Below are 19,499 nucleotides of genomic sequence, written 5' to 3'. Positions count from 1 at the left end.
GCGTCCGGTTTCCCGGTACCAATACGCGAGCCTTGAAATCTCAAGGGGTCATATCAGTTGCTCCCAGGCCTTAGGCCACCACTCACGGAACAGTGTTAGATTGTCATTTACGTAGGGGAAACTACAGTCAGGGAAACCATACCTTTGGTAGTCTTTTGACTTAGCGCCGCGAACTAAAGCGCGGTTTTCAGCGTCGAAATTGCTATGCGGCTTCAGATTCGATCACAAACATCTGATTATAAAATGCAGCCTTTAGAACGGCTTGCGCAGTGGTTTCCACGTCCAGTGCTTCGCGTGCAAGGCGTAGGTGTTTTTCGATTGTTGCCGGCGTCAGTTCCAGCAAAATGGCGATATCCTGGGTGGTTTTACCGTCGCCAACCCACTGCAATACTTCACGTTGGCGTTTGGTCATGTGGCGTTGCGAATAGGGCAGGGTCTGGATTTTGAGGTGCATCACGTTGTTGATGACGGTGATTTCATCGCCATGCTTGGCCCAAATCTCCTCGACCTCGTCCTGTGACATGCCTGCCTTTGCCGTCAATGCTGTCGCGCCTTTGGTGCGTTCGGTGATACTTAGAAAACTGACCGTGTAGCCCGCGGTAACATTCTGGCCCAAATTGAAGCCGACAACGATCTTTTTGGCCTCCGACAGATTGCCCGGTTCGGCCATCCAGCGCCAAGAACATGCGCCGGTGTTGGCCAGCGCCCAACGGATCATCGGTGCATTGTACAGATGACCTTTGCCAAGAAACTCTTCCATATAGCTGTCGCCATGGTTCGTCAGCAGCACCCAGTCTTGCGGATCGCCCAATGAGCGGCCACTGCGATAATGCGTAAAACCATAGATGATCCGATCAAACCCATAGGAGGTCATGCGGTTAGTGTGCGAGCTATGACTGAATCTGGTGTTTGAGTGGTTTGAAGGTTGGCGGCGTATCTGGTTGAATTGTTGTTGGAAGACAGCAGCCCAACCAAAGGAGATACACCACCATGGGAACTACTAACATTGTTGATTTTGCGCGTCGAGACGAGATGACGGACGCGTTGACGGAGTTGCTGAAAACGGGAGCACAACAATTGATCGCGACAGCAGTTGAGGCTGAGCTTGTCAGTTATTTGGCGCAATTTACCGGCTTACGCACCGATGCCGGTCACGCGGCAGTCGTGCGTAATGGACATCATCCTGCCCGCCCGTTTCAAACGGGCATTGGCCCTGTGAGCGTGCGCATTCCAAAGGTTCGGTCCAAGGACGGCACACCGGTGACATTCCGGTCTGCCCTGGTGCCGCCCTATGTGCGCCGCACGAAGACGCTGGAAGCGGCCTTGCCATGGCTTTACCTCAAAGGGATCTCCAGCGGCGAGATGGCTCCCGCCCTCAAGGTTCTTCTGGGCCCAGATGCCGTTGGCTTGTCGGCTAATACGGTTTCGCGTTTAAAACGCGATTGGGCCAATGAATACGAGGCTTGGAAAGGCGCTGAGTTAGATGACGAGCCCATCGTCTATATCTGGGCCGACGGCGTTCACAGCGGCCTTCGGGGCGAGGATGACAAGCTCTGTGCCCTTGTTATTATTGGGGTAACTGCCCGTGGCAAGAAGCGATTTCTGGCAATTGAGGATGGGGTGCGCGAGTCCACGCAGAGCTGGCGCGAGGTTCTGCTTAACCTCAAAAGCCGAGGCATGAATGCGCCCAAACTGGCCATCGGGGACGGTGCCATGGGGTTTTGGGCGGCCATGGACGAAGTCTATCCTGAGACCCGCCATCAACGCTGTTGGCAACACAAAACGATGAACGTGCTCAATTGTTTACCCAAGCTGTCTCAGCCAAAAGCCAAGGCCGCGCTGCACGACATCTGGCAGGCCGAGACCAAAGTCGATGCAGAAAAGGCGTTCGATCTGTTCATCAAAACCTACGAACCCAAATATCCCAAGGCCACACTATGCCTGCAAAAAGATCGTGAGGAACTCATGGCATTCTTCGACTTCCCGGCGCAGCATTGGCAAAGCATCCGCACTAGCAATCCAATTGAATCGGCCTTCGCGACGATCCGGCATCGTACCAAGCGTTCAAAGGGCTGCCTGTCACGCGATGGCATGCTGCACATGATGTTCAAACTGGGGCAATGTGCTGAGCAAAATTGGAGGAAGCTACGCGGCTTTGACTACCTCGCAAAAGTCATCACAGGCGTCACGTTCAAAGACGGAATCGAAACCACAAACCCCGACCAGATCACCGCATGACCAACAATACTCAAACACCAGATTTGACAATAACTCTTAGTGTGCAGAGCCCACAGCGTTTCAACGGTTTGCGCATTGGTAATTGCGTGAAGATGTGCGGTCAAATCAGCTATTCGTTGACGCTAGCATCGATTAATGGAGGCTGGAAAGAATATTTGACTGCAGGATCAGCTGTGGAGGCTCTTAGATGAACGGTAAACATACAGGGAACCCCCTCTTTTTTTGGCATGATCTAAGGTGCGATTATTGCGCGAAGCTGGCGATATGGCTGGCGCGATATGAGGATTTTGATGATGAACAAGACTAGGCGTGGCCGAGGTTCCAAATACACGGATGATTTCAAGCGACAGCTTGTAGCGGAAAGCCACACTGCTGGCGTGAGTGTTCCAATGGTTGCCAAGAAGCACGGTGTGGGCACCAACCGGATTTATGCATGGCGCAGCGATGGGCGGTTTCAGCCTGACAAATCAGATATAGGCCAGTTCACCCCCGTAGAGATTGCCGATGCGGGTATGGTGGACACGCCTGCGTCATCCGGCACCAGCATCTTACCTGTCCCCCATATTGAGATCACACTTGAGAACGGTCGCAAGCTGAGCGTGAGCGACGGGGTTGATGCTGGCTTTGTGCTGGAACTGGCGCGAGGACTTGCAGCATGATCCCTGTTTTGGGGGATGCGAAGATCTGGCTTGCCGCAGGAGTTACGGATATGCGGCGCGGCTTCAACGGGCTGGCGGCGCAGACCGCGCAGGTTCTTGCAGCTGACCCTTACGCGGGGCATCTATTTTTGTTCCGTGGCCGTCGTGGCGATCAGATCAAGATGATCTGGTGGGATGGTCAGGGCGCGTGCCTGTTTACCAAACGGCTTGAACGTGGACGGTTCGTATGGCCCTCAGTCAAGGAAGGTAAAGTCAGCCTAAGCCGCGCACAGCTTGCGATGCTGATGGAAGGCATAGACTGGCGTATTCTCAAGAAGACATGGCGTCCAAGTATGGTTGGATAGCTGTATGTTTTATAGGACTTCTTGCCTTTGTGGGATTCCCATGATGCCCGAGATTTGGTATGTAATGGCATGAGTAAGACCCCTCCAAATCTGACTAATCTGCCCCCTGAAGTACAGGCATACGTTGCCGCGCAAACAGCGGAATTGTCAGAGCTGAAGCAAGCGTTTCTCGGGTCATCCCTTGGCCATGCGACGGTACAAAAACGCCTCAAGGATGAGATGGCATCAGTGGACGCCGCCCTGAGTGCCGAGCGCACCGCTCATGCGCGGGCCATCCAGAACCGAGACACCATCATCGCCGATCTGCGCCTGCAACTCCACGGTCACAACAAGCACCGCTTTGGCTCAAAGTCGGAAAGCAGTGCACAGCTGGCGCTTGAGTTGATCCTTGAAGAACTTGAGATCGAACAAGCCGTTGAGACAGATGATGAACCCTCTGACGCTGAGGCCAAGCCGCCCCGCACACCGCGCAAGCGCAAACCTTTCCCAAAGGGGCTGAAGCGTGTCCAAAAGACCATCACCCCCAGTGATGCTTGCACCGACTGTGGCGGCAGCTTCAAAGTGCTTGGAACGGATGTGATGGAGGAGTTGGAATATGTCCCGGGACATTACATCGTGAACCAAATTGGCCGCCCGCGTCTGGCCTGCACCTGTTGTGAGGCCGTTGTTCAGGCTGAGATGCCAAGCCGACCCATTCCGAAGAGCTTTGTCGGCCCCGCGCTGATGGCCCACATCCTGTGCTGTAAATACGGCTATCATCTGCCGCTGTATCGCCAGAGCCAGATGTTTGCCAACGAGGGCATTGATCTGAGTGGATCGCTCATGGCGGGATGGGTCGGCAAATGCACCAAACTGCTGGAGCGCGTCTCAGATGCAATCCGCGATCACGTCTTTGAGGCGCAGGCGATCTTCATGGATGACACAACGGTCAAGCTGCTCCAGAAGGGCAATGGCAAAGGAAAGAATAAGACCAAAACCGCGCGACTGTGGGTCTATGCCCGAAAAGAAGACACTTGGGCCAGCGGAGCTCCACCTGCGGTGTGGTACCAGTTCTCCACCAGCCGTGAGGCGGAGCATCCCAGCAAGCATCTCGAAAGCTATGAAGGCTACGCCCATGCGGATGCCTATGCTGGGTATAATGACGCCTACCGCACGGGGCGGGTCAAAGAGATGGCATGCATGGCCCATGTGCGGCGTGAGTTCTTTGACCTTTATGAAAGCACAAAGCTGCCCGTGGCGGGCGAAGCCGTGCTGCGGATTAAAAAGCTCTATGATGTTGAGACACAAGCGCGGTTCCTGCCCCCTGCGGAACGCGTGGCCCTGCGTCAGGAATACGCCAAGCCGATCTTTGATGACCTGGAAGTCTGGCTTAAAGAGCAACTGGGCAAGATCTCTAGCAAGACGCCGCTGGCCAAGGCGATCAAATATGCACTGGCGCGCCTGCCAAAGGCACGGCCCTATCTTGATCACGGCTTTCTTGAGCTGGACAACAACACAGCCGAGCGCGCAGTGCGCCCTGTGGCCGTGGGACGCAAAAACTATCTCTTCATGGGATCAGAAGCAGGCGGCAAATCTGCAGCAATTGCTTATACGTTGATAGAGACCGCCAAGATGAACAAAGTGAATCCCGAAGCCTGGCTCGCATGGGTGCTGGAACGCATCCAGGACCATCAAGCAAACCGTATCAACGATCTCATGCCGTGGGCCTATCAGGACATGATCGATGCTAAAAACGCCGAGGCCGAGGCAAAAGACGCAGCTTGATCAAGGGCAGCGTTGATGCTTACGATGAACGTATAGCGGTAAGTATCTGACGGGGCTGACTATATCGATATCGTTTTAGATGACTATATTTTACATAATACTTATTATACGAATTATTGATGTACGCGCAAAGTTAGAATGTCCCACATCTGCAAAAATGAGATGACGCGCGGGTTGCCGGGAAAATATGTGGACACGTTTGCCTCCCAGGCGGGCGATTTGAGGTCCGCTGGTAGGGTGTTTCAATCCCCTACGCCGCCTTCGACAAAGACCAGCGCGTGACCCATGCGGCGATCACAGAGAACAAACATCTCAGCGTGGTCCTGGAGCATATCAAAGCCGAACAGGTCAAAGTAGCTCCAAAAAAACGCTGCGCAGGCAAGCAAGCGACGCGTTATCAGCCAACCGGCAAACGCAATGATGGTTGGAATTCAAAGCTGACTAACGAGCTAAGGAGAAGGCCAAGAAACCCGCATCACGCGCCGCACAATGACCCCGACCGCATGGCTGGTCAGGGCTGCGATGTGTGAGGTCTCCACCCAGCCCAGCCATGTTCCCACACCACCAAGTGAGACATTTCTACTTTGCGGAATGACGGACATTTCTACTTGATTGCAACATTAGCTATGGTTCCAATCATCTGGATTGTCGGACTTGTTTGGTGACAACCCCAAAATATCCCCAGTTGTGGAACATCCCAGCCCCAAGACTGTGCGGTTGGCGTAGCTGAAATATGCGCTGACTTGATTGATCTCAAGGATTTCACCGTCGGTGTAGCCCATATCGCGCAATGCAATGACGTGATTTTCGGTTAAGCCAGCAGGATCTCGGGTTAAGACGCGTGCATAGTCCATCGCACATTTCTGCGCAGCGTCCAGCGGCATGGCTGCAAGATCGCGGCTCTCAATTGCGACGCGGATTGCATCGGCGCGCGGATCATCGTCCAACAGACGCTTCATTCCGGAAAAATGGTGTTCGACACAATAGTTACATTCGTTAAGCGAGCTGACCCAAACCCCTAGCACTTCGAGAAACCATTTCGGGATCGTATTGCCGGAGTGATGCAGGATATATTTGTAGATCGCCATGTGCCCTTCCATCGAATGTGGGCGCAGCGAATGCATCATCATGATGTTGTCGACATTGTCGTCTGGCCCTTTGACGCGATCATACAACGTCTTGAGTTTGCCGGTTGCGTCGCCGTAAGCAATCGTTTCGATCCAAGGCATGGGATTTCCTTTAAGAGCTGTCGGTAACCATAGTGGGTCGCGGGTCGGGTCATGTCTAGACCCCTGCCCTGAAACGAAAAATGCCGGAACCCTAAGGCTCCGGCATTTCAATCTTAGAGGAACAGATCGCTTACTGGATCAGTTCCGCAGCCCATGCGCCATCAACGATGACTGACTTTGAGAAGTTACCAGCGACGTCGCCATTCTCGTCGAAGTCTTGGTTGCCAGCGGCACCTTCATAGTTGATGTCGCCACCCGCCGCGAGGATCGCTTTGGCTTCAGCCCACTGACCTGGCAGGATTACTTCGCCAGGTGCAGATGCGATAGCGCGTAGATGCTCGGACAGGCCTTCGCGGCCGTCGTTGCCCGCGGCTTCGATTGCCAGCGCCATCATGAACGTCGCGTCGTAGCCGTTGGCCACAAACGGATCAGACGCCGGAACGCCTGCTTCGTCTGCGATTGCTTTCCATGCTGCGAACGATGGTGTGCTGGCGTCAGATGCGGATGTCGTGAACGTCGACGTCATCAGGTTTTCAGCACCGATCTGTTCGATCAGCTCATCTGACAACATGCCGTCAGCGCCGATGAAGTTCGTAAACGCACCGGTTTCGAGCGCGTTGCGCATCAATGTGATGCCGCCAGAGCCGTAGTACGAGAACAAGGCGAGGTTTTCAGACGTTGCACCGATTGTCGCAACTTCGGAACGATAGGATGCTTTGTTGGGCTCGTGTGCTTCATTGGCTGTGATCGTGCCGCCCATGCCCTCATAGGCTTGAACGAAGACTTCTGCGATCGCCGCGTTGTAGTCGTCGTTTGCATAGGAAACGGCGATGTCGGTGAACCCGTTTGCCATGGCCAGTTCGGCCAGTGCAACGCCTTGGTATGCGTCAGACGCAGCGGCGCGGAACATCAGGTCTGTGCCGTCTTCCATATTGGTGATCGCTGGGGAAGATGCGGACACGGACAGCGTCAGCACACCAGCCGGAATTGCAACTGATTCAGCCTGTGCGATTGTGGCGCCCGAACACACCGGTCCAACGATTGCAGTCACACCGTTTACGTTGATCAGCTTGGTGACAGCGTCGACAGCTGCAACTGGGTCACATGCGGAATCCGCACGGATGATGTTGAGCGTTTCGCCATCTGCAAACATGCCGCCTTGTGCGTTGATGTTGGCTGCAGCCAGATCAACAGCCGCAGCGATTGGCGCGTTCAGGTCCGGAATTGGGCCTGTCATCGCCATTGGATTGCCGATGTTTACATCAGCAATTGCGGACGTCGCGAGCAGTGTCGCGGCCGTTGCCATTAATAGATTTTTCATTTGGACTCTCCCGTTGTTCCCGCGATGTTTTTATCGGCCTTCGGTGATGCGGGTCTCACCTCGGGTAGTATCCCTCCAGGATATCGTTGGAGGATCACTTGCATCAGAATACCAATCAACATCATACGCAAGAACCCTGCCCGTGTCTGCAAAATGCTTGGATCAAGCGTCGAGAAGATGTTTCCAATCAAATCTATAGCGCCAGTGATAAAAAGTTCGGATGCTGACCACAGCGTCCAGATCAGGAACGCGCCAAGCATCGCACCGCGGTTGTTGCCGGACCCGCCAACGATCAGCATCACCCAAACGAGGAACGTCACCTTAGATGGATCAAACGTGTTTGTCGGTTCAATCAGTCGCAAGTGCTGTGCGAACAACGACCCTGCCAAACCCATGATCGCGGCCCCGATAATGAACGCTTCGATGCGGCGGCGCGTGACGTCTTTGCCAGCGGCGCGGGCCGCGGGTTCGTTTTCACGGATTGCGGTCATCATGCGGCCCCACGGCGACGTGCGCGCGCGTTCCAGCATGCGATAAATCACATACATCACCAGCAAAATCGTGCCCGCAAACAACGGCTGCCAGTACCAGTTTGGCAACGTGTCAAAGAACGCTTCCCAGTTTTCTAGCGTACCAAACCAGCTCATTGGCCACGACGTGTAGAACCGTTCTTCGCTGAAATGTTCCCATGCGCGCGGGATCTTGTTGATGCCACGCGGACCGTTTGTAATCTCTGTCTCGTTTTTGAGGATCAGCTTGATAATCTCAGCGATACCGATGGTGGCGATGGCCAGATAATCCGCCCGAAGCCGGATACAGATCAGGCCAATGAACCCTGCGATCACAGCCGACGTCATCATGGCCGCGAACATGCCAAACGGCAGTGGCAGACCAAAACCGCCAATGTGGTAGGTCGATTCTGCGGTGGTCAGCAGCGCATAGGTATAGGCACCCACGGCAGCAAAACCGACGATGCCGACATTAAACAGGCCAGCAAAGCCCCAGTTGACGTTCAGCCCGAGCGCAAAGATCGAATAGATGCCGCCAACAGTCAGCAGCGACAGGAAATAGAGGAAATATCCAACATAAGCTTCCATCTTAGAACGACCTCCCCTTGAACAGACCTTGCGGGCGCACAATCAGCATAATGACCATAATAGCAAAGGCCACGCCCGTTTTATAACCAGGGCTCAGCAGGGGGGTGTCGCCAATCCACGGGTAGGCGGACAGTTCTTCCGCGAGGCCAATGACAAGGCCGCCGAAGACCGCGCCATATGGTTTGCCGATCCCGCCAAGAATGGCGGCTGCAAACATCGGCAGAAGCATCCTGAAGCCCATCGTGGTCTCCAACATCTGAACGTCCATCACAAGGAACACACCCGCGGCAGTCGCGCAAATGCCACCAACGATCCACGTGGCGCGAATGACTTTGTCGACGTCGATGCCGGTGACATGGGCCAGATCAGGGCTGTCGGACACTGCGCGCATGGCTTTGCCAATCCGCGTGCGATTGAGCAGGTAAGACAGCGCGATCACGATGATGACCGTGCCCGCGAATATAAACAGGTGCTTGTTTGGGATGATCAACATCATGCCAATATCACCCGACAAGTCGCTCAGCACGGGGTTCGGTTTTGCGATGCCGCGCACGAACGTCAGCTGATTTGGCCCCCAGATCACCTGCACAGCAGAGCGGATAATCAGCATCATACCAAAGCTCGCCATCACGACTTTGATTGTGTCTGCCTTGCGAAACGGTTTGTAAAAAAACTTGTCGGTGCCAAGAAACAACAAGATGACAAGCAACGTCGCAGGCACCATAGCCACCAACGGGTGCAGCGTCAGACCCGCGTAGCCCGCGATCGCCATGACTGTCCACGTCAGGTAGGCGCCCGACATCATAATTTCACCGTGGGCGAAGTTGGCGAACCGAAGTATGCCGAACGTCAACGTGATCCCGATGGCACCAAGCGCATAAATGCAGCCCAACACCAGACCCGGGATCAGGTAGAAATTGACGAATTCAAAGCCAAATGCGTCCCACATATCAGTGTCCCCCGCCCAAAAACATGCGCGCGATTTCGGGATCCGCCGCAAGGCCAGCCCCCGTGCCGGTGTGCCTGTTGGCCCCGTCGACCAGCACATAGCCGCGATCAGACACGCCGAGCGCTTGTTTGGCGTTTTGTTCAACGATCAGGATCGGCACGCCGGTGCCTTTGATCTTTTGGATGGTGGCAAAAATTTCACCGCGATACTTTGGCGACAGCCCCGCAGTAGGTTCATCAAGCAGCAAAATCTTCGCATCCACCATCAGCGCTTTGGCCATGGCGACCATCTGGCGTTGACCACCTGACAGCGATCCCGCCGCCTGATTGCGCTTTTCTGCGAGGTCCGGAAACAGATCATACATTTCATCGAGCCGCGCCTCGACACCCGTGGGCCGGGTCCATGCGCCCATCTCAAGGTTTTCCTGCACAGACAGGTTCACGAACACATTGTTGGTTTGCGGAACATACGAAATACCGCGTTCGATGACCTTTTGCGCGGGTGTGTCGGTGATGTCTTCACCGTTCAAAACGACTGATCCTTCGGTGATGTTCAACAGACCCAGCACGGCCTTCATCGCGGTGGATTTACCGGCACCGTTCGGGCCGATAATCGCGACGATTTCGTTGGGGTTCACATAGATCGACAGATCATGCAGGATTTCGGTCTGCCCGTAGCCCGCACGCAGGTTGTTCAGGGACAGGACTGCGTCGGTTTGACCCATGCTCATGCCACTTCCCCGCCAAAATAGGCATCAATGACGCGTTCATCACTGCGAACCTGATCCATTGTGCCTTCCATCAAAACTTGCCCCTCGGCGAGGACGACGACCTTACCGCACAGGCGCGCGATCATGTCCATGTCGTGTTCGATAATGCAAAAGGTGTAGCCGCGTTCTGCATTCAATTGTTCAATCATTTCAGCGACTTTGCGCATCAGGGTCGGGTTGACCCCTGCCCCGGGTTCATCCAACAAAACGACCTTGCTGTCGTTCATCATCGTGCGCCCGATTTCGAGGAGCTTTTTCTGACCACCGGACAGATTGCCCGCCAGTTCATCGCCAACATGGGTCAGGCCAAGAAATTCAAGCGTGTCGCGCGCCAGTTCAATCACAGCGGCTTCGCGTTTCTGCACCGACTTGCCGGCAAACCAGCTCGACCAGATGCTTTCGCCGGTTTGGCTTGGGGCCGCGACTGCCAAATTTTCAAGTGCCGTCATGCGGGCATATTCATGGCTGAGCTGAAAGGTCCGCATCAGGCCTTTGTGATACAAAACGTCCGTGCGTTGACCTGTGATATCTTCGCCCAGCAAGGTGATTTTGCCAGCCGTTGGCGGCAGTTCCCCGGCGATCATGTTAAATGTCGTGGTTTTGCCCGCGCCGTTCGGGCCAATCAGCCCAACAATCGCGCCTTTGTTCACGTGAAAATCGACACCTCGAACGGCGTGAAGGCCACCAAAACTTTTCGTCAGCCCAGCAACGCTGAGGACAATCTCGCTCGAAGTCATGCGCACCCTCTCCCAAAGTGGCGTGTGCGGATTGCAAATTTGGGGACGTGTGGGCAGCGTTGATGGCCGCCTCGCATTGCCCCCTGCAAAACGCTTCAGGATTGCTAACCCGCAGTTTTGCCCTTGTCCATCGGCAAGTGCAGTCGTTTCGTCTGCGTTTCCTGCTGACGCAACGTAAAACGGCGCCCCGATGGGGGCGCCGCTAGTCATATGTGGTCGGATTTAGCGCAGATCGAAGCGATCCAGCTCCATCACTTTTACCCAGACAGCGACGAAGTCTGTCACGAACTTGCCCGACGCATCGCTTGATGCATAAACCTCAGACAGGGCGCGCAGGATCGAATTTGACCCGAAGACGAGATCGACAGTTGTCGCTGTCCATTTGACATCGCCGCCTGTTCGCGCGCGGCCTTCCATGACACCGTCATTGTCCGTCCACACCGTGCCCATATCGAGCAGATTGGTGAAGAAATCCTGGCTCAGGCTTCCAGGGTTGTCCGTCAGCACACCGTGTGGTGATCCGCCAGTGTTGGCGCCGATCACCCGCAAACCACCGAGCAGAACGGTCATTTCCGGCGCGCTCAACGTCAGCAATTGCGCACGGTCAATCAGGTGTTCCGCTGGTGATCGCAGTGCGCCTGCTTTGATGTAGTTGCGAAAGCCATCGGCCTTTGGTTCAAGCCATGCGTAGCTTTCGACATCAGTTTCTTCTTGGCTGGCATCTGTGCGGCCAGCGTTGAATGGCACGGTGATGGTGTGACCTGCAGCGCGCGCTGCAAGTTCGACCCCCACGGACCCAGCCAGAACAATTGTATCCGCCAGCGAGACCGGTTTTGCAAAATCGCTGCGCACCTGTTCCAACTTCGCGAGGACCAAGGCCAGTGCTGTGGGATCATTAACCTCCCAATCTTTGGCAGGGTTCAAACGAACGCGCGCTCCATTGGCACCGCCGCGTTTGTCGGACCCACGAAACGACGCCGCAGATGCCCAAGCGGTGGACACCAATTGCGCGCTGGTCAGTCCGGACGCCGAAATCGCTTCTTTAAGCGCATCAACATCCGCGCCCGAAATCAACGGATGATCAACCGCTGGAACTGGATCTTGCCAGCTTTCAGCCGTTGCAGGAACGCACTTGCCCAGACCCAATTCATACGGGCCCATGTCGCGGTGCGTCAGCTTGTACCACGCCTTGGCAAAGGCCTCGGCGAACGCGGCCGGATCTGCATGGAACCGACGCGAGATCGCCTCATAACTGGGGTCCATTCGCATCGCCATGTCGGCGGTGGTCATCATGATGAACGTCTTGTCCTTGCCATCCGCAGTCGGCGCCTGATCCTCAGGCTTTAGATCAACTGGTTGCCATTGCTTGGCACCAGCGGGCGATTCAGTCAGCGCCCATTCGTAGCCGAACAGCACGTCGAAATAGGTCATGTCCCATTTGGTCGGTGTTGGTGTCCACGCGCCCTCGATGCCGGATGTGATCGTGTCTACACCTGTGCCGGACCCGAACGAGTTGGTCCAACCAAGACCCATTTCGATCAGCGAAGCGCCCTCTGGCTCTGCCCCAACGTATGCGTTTGGATCAGCGGCGCCGTGGGCCTTGCCGAACGTGTGACCACCCGCAACCAGCGCGACGGTTTCTTCGTCGTTCATCGCCATTTTCAGAAACGTTTCACGGATATCTTTGGCCGACAGCAGCGGATCAGGATTGCCCATCGGGCCTTCCGGGTTGACGTAGATCAGGCCCATTTGCACCGCACCCAGATCGCCAATCAATTCACGCGGATCATCATAACGCTGCGCGTCATCGCCCAGCCATTCGGTTTCTGGACCCCAATAGATATCTTCCTCAGGCTCAAATATATCTGCGCGACCACCGGCAAAACCGTGGGTGTCAAAGCCCATGGTTTCAAGTGCTACATTGCCCGTCAGGATCATCAGATCGGCCCATGACAACGCAGCGCCATATTTCTGTTTGATTGGCCAAAGCAGACGACGTGCCTTGTCGAGGTTGCCGTTGTCGGGCCATGAATTGAGCGGCGCAAACCGCTGGCTGCCCGACCCAGCCCCGCCACGACCATCACCAACGCGGTAGGTGCCCGCACTGTGCCACGCCATGCGAATAAAGAACGGTCCGTAATGGCCGTAATCGGCAGGCCACCAGTCTTGGCTGTCGGTCATCAACGCGGTCAGATCGGCAATCACTGCGTCCAGATCAAGTGCTTTGAACGCGTCGGCGTAGACAAATTCGCCGCCCATCGGACTGCTTTGCGCCGAATTCTGGTTCAGCGGTTTCAGGTTCAGAGATTCGGGCCACCAATGTTGGTTCGCAGTCGTGCCAGTTGCCTGCCGCGTGCCGTGAATGACTGGGCATTTACCCTGATTTTCGTTCATGTTTTGTATGTCTGCGCCGTCCATGGGGAATCTCCAGATAGGTTAATTTGGAATCGTTCTAGCAAGGCCTCGCCACAAGTTTAAGTAGAATTTTATGATGGCGGCGATTGGGCGCATACCTCCGCCGATACATCAAAGCCGATCACGCATTGAATACCACAACATCGCCAACACCAGCAGTGGTGTGCGCAGGCGTGGCCCACCGGGGAAACGCGGTGTCGGGACGGTGCTGAAAATGTCGAACTTTTCAGACTGCCCCGCGACGGCTTGTGCGGCGAGTTTGCCCGCCAAGGTCGCCAAAGCGACACCGTGGCCGGAATAGCCAGAAATGCTCAGCACTCTGTCAGACACCCGCGCGAAATGCGGCATCCGGTTCATGGTGATGCCCACCGTGCCACCCCATGCGTAGTCGATTTTGGTGTCTTTCAGCTGCGGAAAAATTTGCAGCATCGGTTTGCGCACAGTTTTGGCGATGTCTTTGGGGAACTTGTAACCATAGCTTTCACCGCCGCCAAACAGCATGCGGTTGTCCTCGCTCAGGCGGAAATAGTTAATCACGAATTTACTGTCCGCGACGGCATGATTGTCGCGGATCAGATTTCTGGCTTTGGCGTCTGACAAGGGTTCCGTCGCTGCGATAAAGTTGTTGATCGGCATGACCCGCTGCGCGACGTGCCCGTTCAGCGCACCGAGGTAGCCGTTACAACCTAGGATGACGTGTTTGGCAGTGATTTGCGCTTGATCTGTGCCGACTTTGCCGTCTGGCGTGACCGATGTGACCTTGCTGCGTTCATGTATCCGCACACCTGCGTCGTGGGCTGCGCGGGCCAAGCCCAAGGCAAACCGCAGCGGATGGATGTGGCCGCTGCCCATATCAAGGGTGCCACCGTAATAGGCCGACGATCCGACGAGTGAACGCATTTCATCGCGCCCCACGGGTCGGATCATATCGTAGTCATACTCGTTGCGTAATTTGTCAGCGTATTCATGGCTGTGCGGGACGTTCTTTGCGCGGTGATCGGCCTCAATGATGCCATCGGACCATCCGCAATCAAGGTCATGTTTCGCTATAAGGTTACGAACTAAACTTACGGATTCTAACGATAAATCCCAGAGTGCGCGGGCTTGGGCAAGATCAACAAGTCCCTCAAGGTCATCCTGACCAATCCGCTGGCCTGTGCCGACCTGCCCGCCATTGCGCCCCGATGCGCCAAAGCCCACGCGTTGCGCCTCAAGCAGCACAACATCGTATCCCGCCTGCGCCAAATGCAGCGCCGCCGATAACCCAGAATACCCGCCGCCGACGATGCAAACATCACAGCTTATCGCGCCCTTTGCGGTTTGGAACGGGTCTAGCGGTGCCGCTGTCGCAGCATAATAGGATGCGGGGTATTGGCCCGCTTTGTCATTGGCACTCAGCAGGTCCATCAGCCAACCTTATAAAGCCCGTCGGCTTTGATCAGCTCGTACGTTTCATCCAGCGCTTTGGTCGCGCGTTCAATCAGGGTGTCGATCTCTGCCTTGGAAATCACCAGCGGCGGCGCGATGATCATCCGGTCCCCGACGTGGCGCATGACCAAACCATTGGCAAAGCAGCGCGTGCGACAGATCATGCCGACAGTGCCCGCATCAGCGGCAAATTTGGCTTGGCTTTCTTTGTGCGGAGTCATTGCGATAGACCCCATCATGCCGACAATTTTGGCTTCACCGACCAAGGGGTGATCGGCCAAAGCCTGCCACTTTTGGGCAAGGTAGGGCGCGATGGTGTCATGCACGGACTCAATTATCTTTTCTTCTTGCAGGATGCGCAGGTTTGCCAAGGCCACAGCACAGGCAACCGGATGTCCCGAATAAGTATAGCCATGGTTAAAATCCCCTCCATTGGCGACTGTTTCTGCAATCTCATCGCAGACAATCGACCCGCCGATGGGCGCGTAGCCAGACGACAGACCCTTGGCGATTGTCATGATATGGGGGCGGATACCGTAGTATTCCGACCCAAACCAATGGCCCGTACGCCCGAAGCCGCAAATAACCTCATCCGCGATCAGCAGGATCCCGTGTTCGTCGCAAATTCGCTGGATTTCTGGCCAGTAGGTGCTGGGTGGGACGATGACGCCACCAGCACCTTGGACGGGTTCGGCGATAAAGGCCGCAACGCGGTCCACGCCAAGGTCAAGAATTGCGGCCTCTAGCTGTTTGGCACGTTCAAGCCCGAACGCTTCGGGCGTCATGTCACCGCCCTCCGACCACCAGTCAGGCTGGTCGATGTGATGAATGCCGGGAATGACAGGCACGCCTTGGGTCTGCATGCCCGACATCCCGCCGAGACTTCCGCCGCCCAAGGTGGAGCCGTGATAGGCGTTCTTGCGGCTGATGATGATGTTCTTTTCGGGCTGACCCTTGATCGCCCAGTAATGGCGCACCAGACGGATATTTGTGTCGTTGGCTTCGGAACCGGAGCCTGCATAAAACACATGGTTCAGATCGCGCGGCGCCAGTTCGGCGAGCTTGGCCGACAGCGCAATCGCGGGCACATGGGTCGTTTGGAAAAACGTGTTGTAGTAGGGCAATTCCATCATCTGGCGCGCAGCTGCGTCGGCCAGTTCTTTGCGACCATAGCCGATGTTGACGCACCAAAGGCCCGACATCGCATCAAGGATTTTGTGGCCTTCACTGTCCGTCAGCGTTACCCCGTCCGCGCCTGTTATGATCCGCGCGCCGGTTTTTGCCAGTTCCGCGTTATCGGTAAATGGATGCATATGGTGGGCTGCGTCCAAGGCCTGAAGTTCAGCCGTGGGCATGTGGTTGGAAATCACGTTCATGAGGTTTGTCCTGTGATTAAGTTGTGAGCAATTGCGCAAAACTTGCCTAGATTTATGCGCAGGATATCGAGACTCGGTGCAGTGTCAAACGAACCCTGCGGCCAGATTGCGCTTGTCGATAGGTCCATATTGCATATCCCGTCGACGCTATCCATAGTCACGATCACGGACGGGACAACCCGCCATTCAAACGACAGGGAAAAATCATGAACAACTTATCAAAGCTTTCGGGCGTTATCGCACTCGCCCTTGCGGCAAGTGCTGTGTCAGCCGATGAAGTTCGGGTCTACAACTGGTCCGATTATATCGACGAAGAGCTGCTGCAAAAGTTTGAAGACGAAACCGGAATTGACCTCATCTATGATGTGTTTGATTCCAACGAAGTGCTTGAAACCAAAATGCTTTCCGGTGGATCAGGCTATGATGTCGTTGTGCCGTCGGGCACATTTATGCAGCGCCAGATTACTGCTGGTGCATTTCAGGAACTCGACCAATCCAAGCTGCCCAATGCGGTCAACCTGTGGGACGTCATCAAAGAACGTACAGCGCAATATGACCCGGGAAATGCCTATTCGATCAACTACATGTGGGGCACGACAGGCCTTGGTGTGAATGTTGGCAAAGTGACCGAACTGTTGGGCGAAGACGCACCGGTTGACAGTCTTGCCTTGGTGTTTGACCCCGCCAACATGGAAAAACTGGCAGAGTGTGGCGTGCATTTCCTTGATGCCCCTGCTGAAATGATCCCAGCGGCCTTGCAATACATCGGCGAAGACCCCGACAGCCAAGACCCCGACGTGATCGCACTGGCAGAGCCTGTTCTGGCGGCTGTGCGCCCGTATATTCAGAAATTCCACTCGTCTGAATACATCAACGGCTTAGCCAACGGTGATATCTGTGTGGCGTTTGGCTGGTCCGGCGACATCTTGCAGGCGCGTGACCGTGCGTATGAAGCGGATAACGGGGTTGAGATCGCCTACAACGCACCAACCGAAGGGGCCCTGATGTGGTTTGACCAAATGGTAATTCCAGTGGACGCGCCAAACGTCGAAGCTGCGCACACATTCTTGAACTTCATCATGGATGCACAGAACATGGCCGCGGCGTCCAACTACGTCTATTACGCCAACGGCAACGAAGCTTCGCAGGAATTCCTTGTGGAAGACGTGATTGGTGATACGGCGATCTATCCAGATGCCGCGACGCTTGAAAACCTTTACACGACGACGCCCTATGATGCGCGTGTGCAGCGGGTCGTGACACGTCTATGGACTACAATTAAGTCTGGCCAATAAGCCTCTGATCCCTCGCGCCATTTCGGGCGCGGGGGGTTCTTTATTTGGGAACGAATGATGGCACAACCTAATCCGAATGTGATCTTTGCACCGTGGGATGATCCGGCGCAAAAGCCACTGATCCAGTTCAAAAATGTCACCAAACGATTTGGCGATTTCACCGCGATCGACAACCTGACCCTCGATATTTACGCGCAAGAATTTTTTGCGCTGTTGGGGCCGTCGGGCTGTGGCAAGACCACGTTGATGCGGATGCTGGGTGGATTTGAAACACCGACCGAAGGCCGGATATTTCTAGACGGCGTCGACATCGTCCCGGTCCCGCCAAACGAACGGCCGGTGAATATGATGTTCCAATCTTACGCGCTGTTTCCGCATTTGACGGTCTGGGAAAACATCGCGTTCGGATTGAAACGATCCGATATGCCGAGAGACCAAATTGGCGACCGCGTTGAAAAGATGCTTAAACTGACGCAACTGGACAAGTTCGCAAAACGCAAACCGCACCAGATTTCCGGTGGTCAGCGCCAGCGCGTAGCTCTCGCACGTTCACTTGCCAAAGCGCCAAAATTGCTGCTGCTTGATGAACCGCTTGGCGCGCTCGACAAGAAACTGCGCAATGAGACGCAGTTTGAACTGATGGATATCCAAGAAAGCACCGGCACGACATTTGTGATCGTGACCCATGACCAAGAAGAAGCCATGACAGTGGCCTCGCGCGTCGCAGTGATGGTGGACGGGCAATTGGCACAAGTCGCCACGCCGGATCAAATTTATGAAGCGCCGACAACGACTTATGTGGCGGACTTCATCGGAGATGTGAACCTGATTGCGGGCAAATCATCGCTTACGGACGGCGGCATGGATGTGCATTGGGACGACAACCAGCCTGCCATTCACGTGACAACAAACAGCCCCCTTTCAGCGCGCACCGCGTGTCATTTCGCGATCCGGCCCGAGAAGGTTTCGATTTCGGCGGAAAAACCAGACGCGGTGAATGTCATGAAGGGCAAGATCATCGACATTGCCTACCTTGGCAATATTTCGACCTATCATGTTGAGATTGCGGCAGGTGTGATTTTCAAAGCCCAAGCCACGAACACTCGCCGCCTGTCGCGGCGCACATATACTTGGGAAGACGAAGTGTACCTGAGCTGGACAGACACCGCTGGTGTCGTGTTGACGGAATAGCACGATGAACAGCAGGGTCATGGGTTCACTAATCGTCCTAGGATTGTTCATGGTTTTGGCTGGCGTTTTCTATCTGGAAACGTTCATCCCGCTTGCGCGGTGGTCAGATGCCGTTGGCGGGTCTCGCCCGTTCACGATGCTCGGTGATGGCTGGTTCGACGTTGCGATCTGGTGGTTCAAATTCATCGCTTTGATTGTGATCAATCTGCCGATCATAGCGCTCATTATCGTTGGTTTCAGATCATTGCCGCTTGGCCTCAAGGCGGTTGTTGCGCGCCAATCCATGATATCGACCCCATATGTTTGGCTGCTGGTGTTCTTTTTGGTGCCGTTTGGCATCGTGTTGAAAATCTCGTTTTCTGACATCGCGCTGGCCATTCCGCCCTATGTGCCAACCCTGAAAGACGGCTTTTGGACGATGCTGTTCGGACTTGATCTGGAAAATTACGCCTTCATCGGGGCCGGTGCGGTGTTCGCCAGCTTCGCTGTTATCGTGATGTCGATCATAATGTTTCAGATTGTCTATCCGAGGGTGCGCAAAGCCCTTATTCCGGATGCACGATATGGCGTGTTTGATAGTGCGGCCGCTGCATTGACCACTTTGGCGGTGGCTCTGGTCAATGTTGCGCTTATCGTTGCGGTGCTGGCGTTGCTGTTTCCGGTGCTGCGAGCCTTCGTTGATATTCC

16 protein-coding genes and 1 pseudogene are annotated in these 19,499 nt (G+C 55.1%); 7 read left to right on the top strand and 10 right to left on the bottom strand.

Annotation, left to right across the window (positions count from 1 at the left end):
- Positions 1-202: 202 nt before the first annotated feature.
- Positions 203-937 (bottom strand): helix-turn-helix transcriptional regulator, encoded by a 735-nt coding sequence (locus OA238_RS10725; RefSeq protein ID WP_245581531.1) that lies wholly within the window; start codon positions 935-937, stop codon positions 203-205.
- 53 nt (positions 938-990) lie between these two features.
- Here OA238_RS10725 and OA238_RS10720 point away from each other — a divergent pair, with 53 nt between their 5' ends.
- From OA238_RS10720 to OA238_RS35435, 5 genes and pseudogenes are all read left to right on the top strand, one after another.
- Complete coding sequence (locus OA238_RS10720) at positions 991-2,238, top strand: IS256-like element ISOan6 family transposase (RefSeq protein WP_015494114.1); 1,248 nt, start codon at positions 991-993, stop codon at positions 2,236-2,238.
- Positions 2,239-2,528: 290 nt separating this feature from the next.
- Positions 2,529-2,897 (top strand): transposase, encoded by a 369-nt coding sequence (locus OA238_RS10715; protein ID WP_015494727.1) that lies wholly within the window; start codon positions 2,529-2,531, stop codon positions 2,895-2,897.
- Positions 2,894-3,241, top strand: a complete 348-nt coding sequence (gene tnpB / locus OA238_RS10710) for an IS66 family insertion sequence element accessory protein TnpB (RefSeq protein WP_015494728.1) — start codon at positions 2,894-2,896, stop codon at positions 3,239-3,241. Before OA238_RS10715 ends, tnpB begins: the two co-directional genes overlap by 4 nt.
- 69 nt (positions 3,242-3,310) lie before the next feature.
- Positions 3,311-5,005, top strand: coding sequence for an IS66 family transposase (gene tnpC / locus OA238_RS10705; protein WP_051076424.1), 1,695 nt, complete (start codon positions 3,311-3,313; stop codon positions 5,003-5,005).
- A gap of 153 nt (positions 5,006-5,158) precedes the next feature.
- Positions 5,159-5,352, top strand: a pseudogene (locus tag OA238_RS35435) (ISNCY family transposase); the annotation flags it as partial.
- A gap of 273 nt (positions 5,353-5,625) precedes the next feature.
- Here the strand turns inward: OA238_RS35435 and OA238_RS10695 are convergent.
- The 9 genes from OA238_RS10695 to OA238_RS10655 all read right to left on the bottom strand — a co-directional run bounded on the left by OA238_RS10695 (position 5,626) and on the right by OA238_RS10655 (position 16,326).
- Positions 5,626-6,234, bottom strand: coding sequence for a carboxymuconolactone decarboxylase family protein (locus tag OA238_RS10695; protein WP_015495188.1), 609 nt, complete (start codon positions 6,232-6,234; stop codon positions 5,626-5,628).
- 130 nt (positions 6,235-6,364) lie between these two features.
- Complete coding sequence (locus tag OA238_RS10690; RefSeq protein WP_015495187.1) at positions 6,365-7,555, bottom strand: ABC transporter substrate-binding protein; 1,191 nt, start codon at positions 7,553-7,555, stop codon at positions 6,365-6,367.
- Positions 7,552-8,652, bottom strand: a complete 1,101-nt coding sequence (locus OA238_RS10685; RefSeq protein ID WP_015495186.1) for a branched-chain amino acid ABC transporter permease — start codon at positions 8,650-8,652, stop codon at positions 7,552-7,554. The genes OA238_RS10690 and OA238_RS10685 overlap by 4 nt, the downstream gene beginning before the upstream one ends.
- Before the next feature lies 1 nt (position 8,653).
- A complete protein-coding gene (locus OA238_RS10680) occupies positions 8,654-9,601 on the bottom strand; it encodes a branched-chain amino acid ABC transporter permease (RefSeq protein ID WP_015495185.1) in 948 nt (315 codons plus the stop codon).
- Position 9,602: 1 nt separating this feature from the next.
- Positions 9,603-10,331 (bottom strand): ABC transporter ATP-binding protein, encoded by a 729-nt coding sequence (locus OA238_RS10675; protein WP_015495184.1) that lies wholly within the window; start codon positions 10,329-10,331, stop codon positions 9,603-9,605.
- Positions 10,328-11,107: an ABC transporter ATP-binding protein gene (locus OA238_RS10670; protein WP_015495183.1), complete on the bottom strand. Its 780-nt coding sequence runs from the start codon at positions 11,105-11,107 to the stop codon at positions 10,328-10,330. The genes OA238_RS10675 and OA238_RS10670 overlap by 4 nt, the downstream gene beginning before the upstream one ends.
- 222 nt (positions 11,108-11,329) lie before the next feature.
- A complete protein-coding gene (katG, locus tag OA238_RS10665) occupies positions 11,330-13,525 on the bottom strand; it encodes a catalase/peroxidase HPI (RefSeq protein WP_015495182.1) in 2,196 nt (731 codons plus the stop codon).
- A 108-nt stretch (positions 13,526-13,633) separates the two neighbouring features.
- Positions 13,634-14,929: an NAD(P)/FAD-dependent oxidoreductase gene (locus tag OA238_RS10660; protein WP_015495181.1), complete on the bottom strand. Its 1,296-nt coding sequence runs from the start codon at positions 14,927-14,929 to the stop codon at positions 13,634-13,636.
- Positions 14,929-16,326: an aspartate aminotransferase family protein gene (locus OA238_RS10655; RefSeq protein WP_015495180.1), complete on the bottom strand. Its 1,398-nt coding sequence runs from the start codon at positions 16,324-16,326 to the stop codon at positions 14,929-14,931. Before OA238_RS10655 ends, OA238_RS10660 begins: the two co-directional genes overlap by 1 nt.
- Positions 16,327-16,532: 206 nt before the next feature.
- Between OA238_RS10655 and OA238_RS10650 the strand changes: the two genes are divergently transcribed.
- A complete protein-coding gene (locus tag OA238_RS10650; protein WP_015495179.1) occupies positions 16,533-17,621 on the top strand; it encodes a polyamine ABC transporter substrate-binding protein in 1,089 nt (362 codons plus the stop codon).
- Between the two features lie 54 nt (positions 17,622-17,675).
- A complete protein-coding gene (locus OA238_RS10645; protein ID WP_015495178.1) occupies positions 17,676-18,812 on the top strand; it encodes an ABC transporter ATP-binding protein in 1,137 nt (378 codons plus the stop codon).
- The last annotated feature ends 687 nt before the right edge of the window (positions 18,813-19,499 follow it).

The sequence above is a fragment of the Octadecabacter arcticus 238 genome, assembly GCF_000155735.2.
Taxonomy (GTDB): Bacteria; Pseudomonadota; Alphaproteobacteria; order Rhodobacterales; family Rhodobacteraceae; genus Octadecabacter; species Octadecabacter arcticus.
This window is presented reverse-complemented; position numbering and strand designations above follow the sequence as displayed.

What these genes read in the sequence shown, in the direction of transcription:
- OA238_RS10660 (WP_015495181.1), bottom strand. Translation starts at nt 14,929, where the DNA reads ATGGACCTGCTGAGTGCCAATGACAAAGCGGGCCAATACCCCGCATCC.
- OA238_RS10720 (WP_015494114.1), top strand. Translation starts at nt 991, where the DNA reads ATGGGAACTACTAACATTGTTGATTTTGCGCGTCGAGACGAGATGACG.
- tnpC (WP_051076424.1), top strand. Translation starts at nt 3,311, where the DNA reads ATGAGTAAGACCCCTCCAAATCTGACTAATCTGCCCCCTGAAGTACAG.
- OA238_RS10680 (WP_015495185.1), bottom strand. Translation starts at nt 9,601, where the DNA reads ATGTGGGACGCATTTGGCTTTGAATTCGTCAATTTCTACCTGATCCCG.
- OA238_RS10715 (WP_015494727.1), top strand. Translation starts at nt 2,529, where the DNA reads ATGATGAACAAGACTAGGCGTGGCCGAGGTTCCAAATACACGGATGAT.
- katG (WP_015495182.1), bottom strand. Translation starts at nt 13,525, where the DNA reads ATGGACGGCGCAGACATACAAAACATGAACGAAAATCAGGGTAAATGC.
- OA238_RS10655 (WP_015495180.1), bottom strand. Translation starts at nt 16,326, where the DNA reads ATGAACGTGATTTCCAACCACATGCCCACGGCTGAACTTCAGGCCTTG.
- OA238_RS10685 (WP_015495186.1), bottom strand. Translation starts at nt 8,652, where the DNA reads ATGGAAGCTTATGTTGGATATTTCCTCTATTTCCTGTCGCTGCTGACT.
- OA238_RS10645 (WP_015495178.1), top strand. Translation starts at nt 17,676, where the DNA reads ATGATGGCACAACCTAATCCGAATGTGATCTTTGCACCGTGGGATGAT.
- tnpB (WP_015494728.1), top strand. Translation starts at nt 2,894, where the DNA reads ATGATCCCTGTTTTGGGGGATGCGAAGATCTGGCTTGCCGCAGGAGTT.
- OA238_RS10650 (WP_015495179.1), top strand. Translation starts at nt 16,533, where the DNA reads ATGAACAACTTATCAAAGCTTTCGGGCGTTATCGCACTCGCCCTTGCG.
- OA238_RS10695 (WP_015495188.1), bottom strand. Translation starts at nt 6,234, where the DNA reads ATGCCTTGGATCGAAACGATTGCTTACGGCGACGCAACCGGCAAACTC.
- OA238_RS10670 (WP_015495183.1), bottom strand. Translation starts at nt 11,107, where the DNA reads ATGACTTCGAGCGAGATTGTCCTCAGCGTTGCTGGGCTGACGAAAAGT.
- OA238_RS10690 (WP_015495187.1), bottom strand. Translation starts at nt 7,555, where the DNA reads ATGAAAAATCTATTAATGGCAACGGCCGCGACACTGCTCGCGACGTCC.
- OA238_RS10675 (WP_015495184.1), bottom strand. Translation starts at nt 10,331, where the DNA reads ATGAGCATGGGTCAAACCGACGCAGTCCTGTCCCTGAACAACCTGCGT.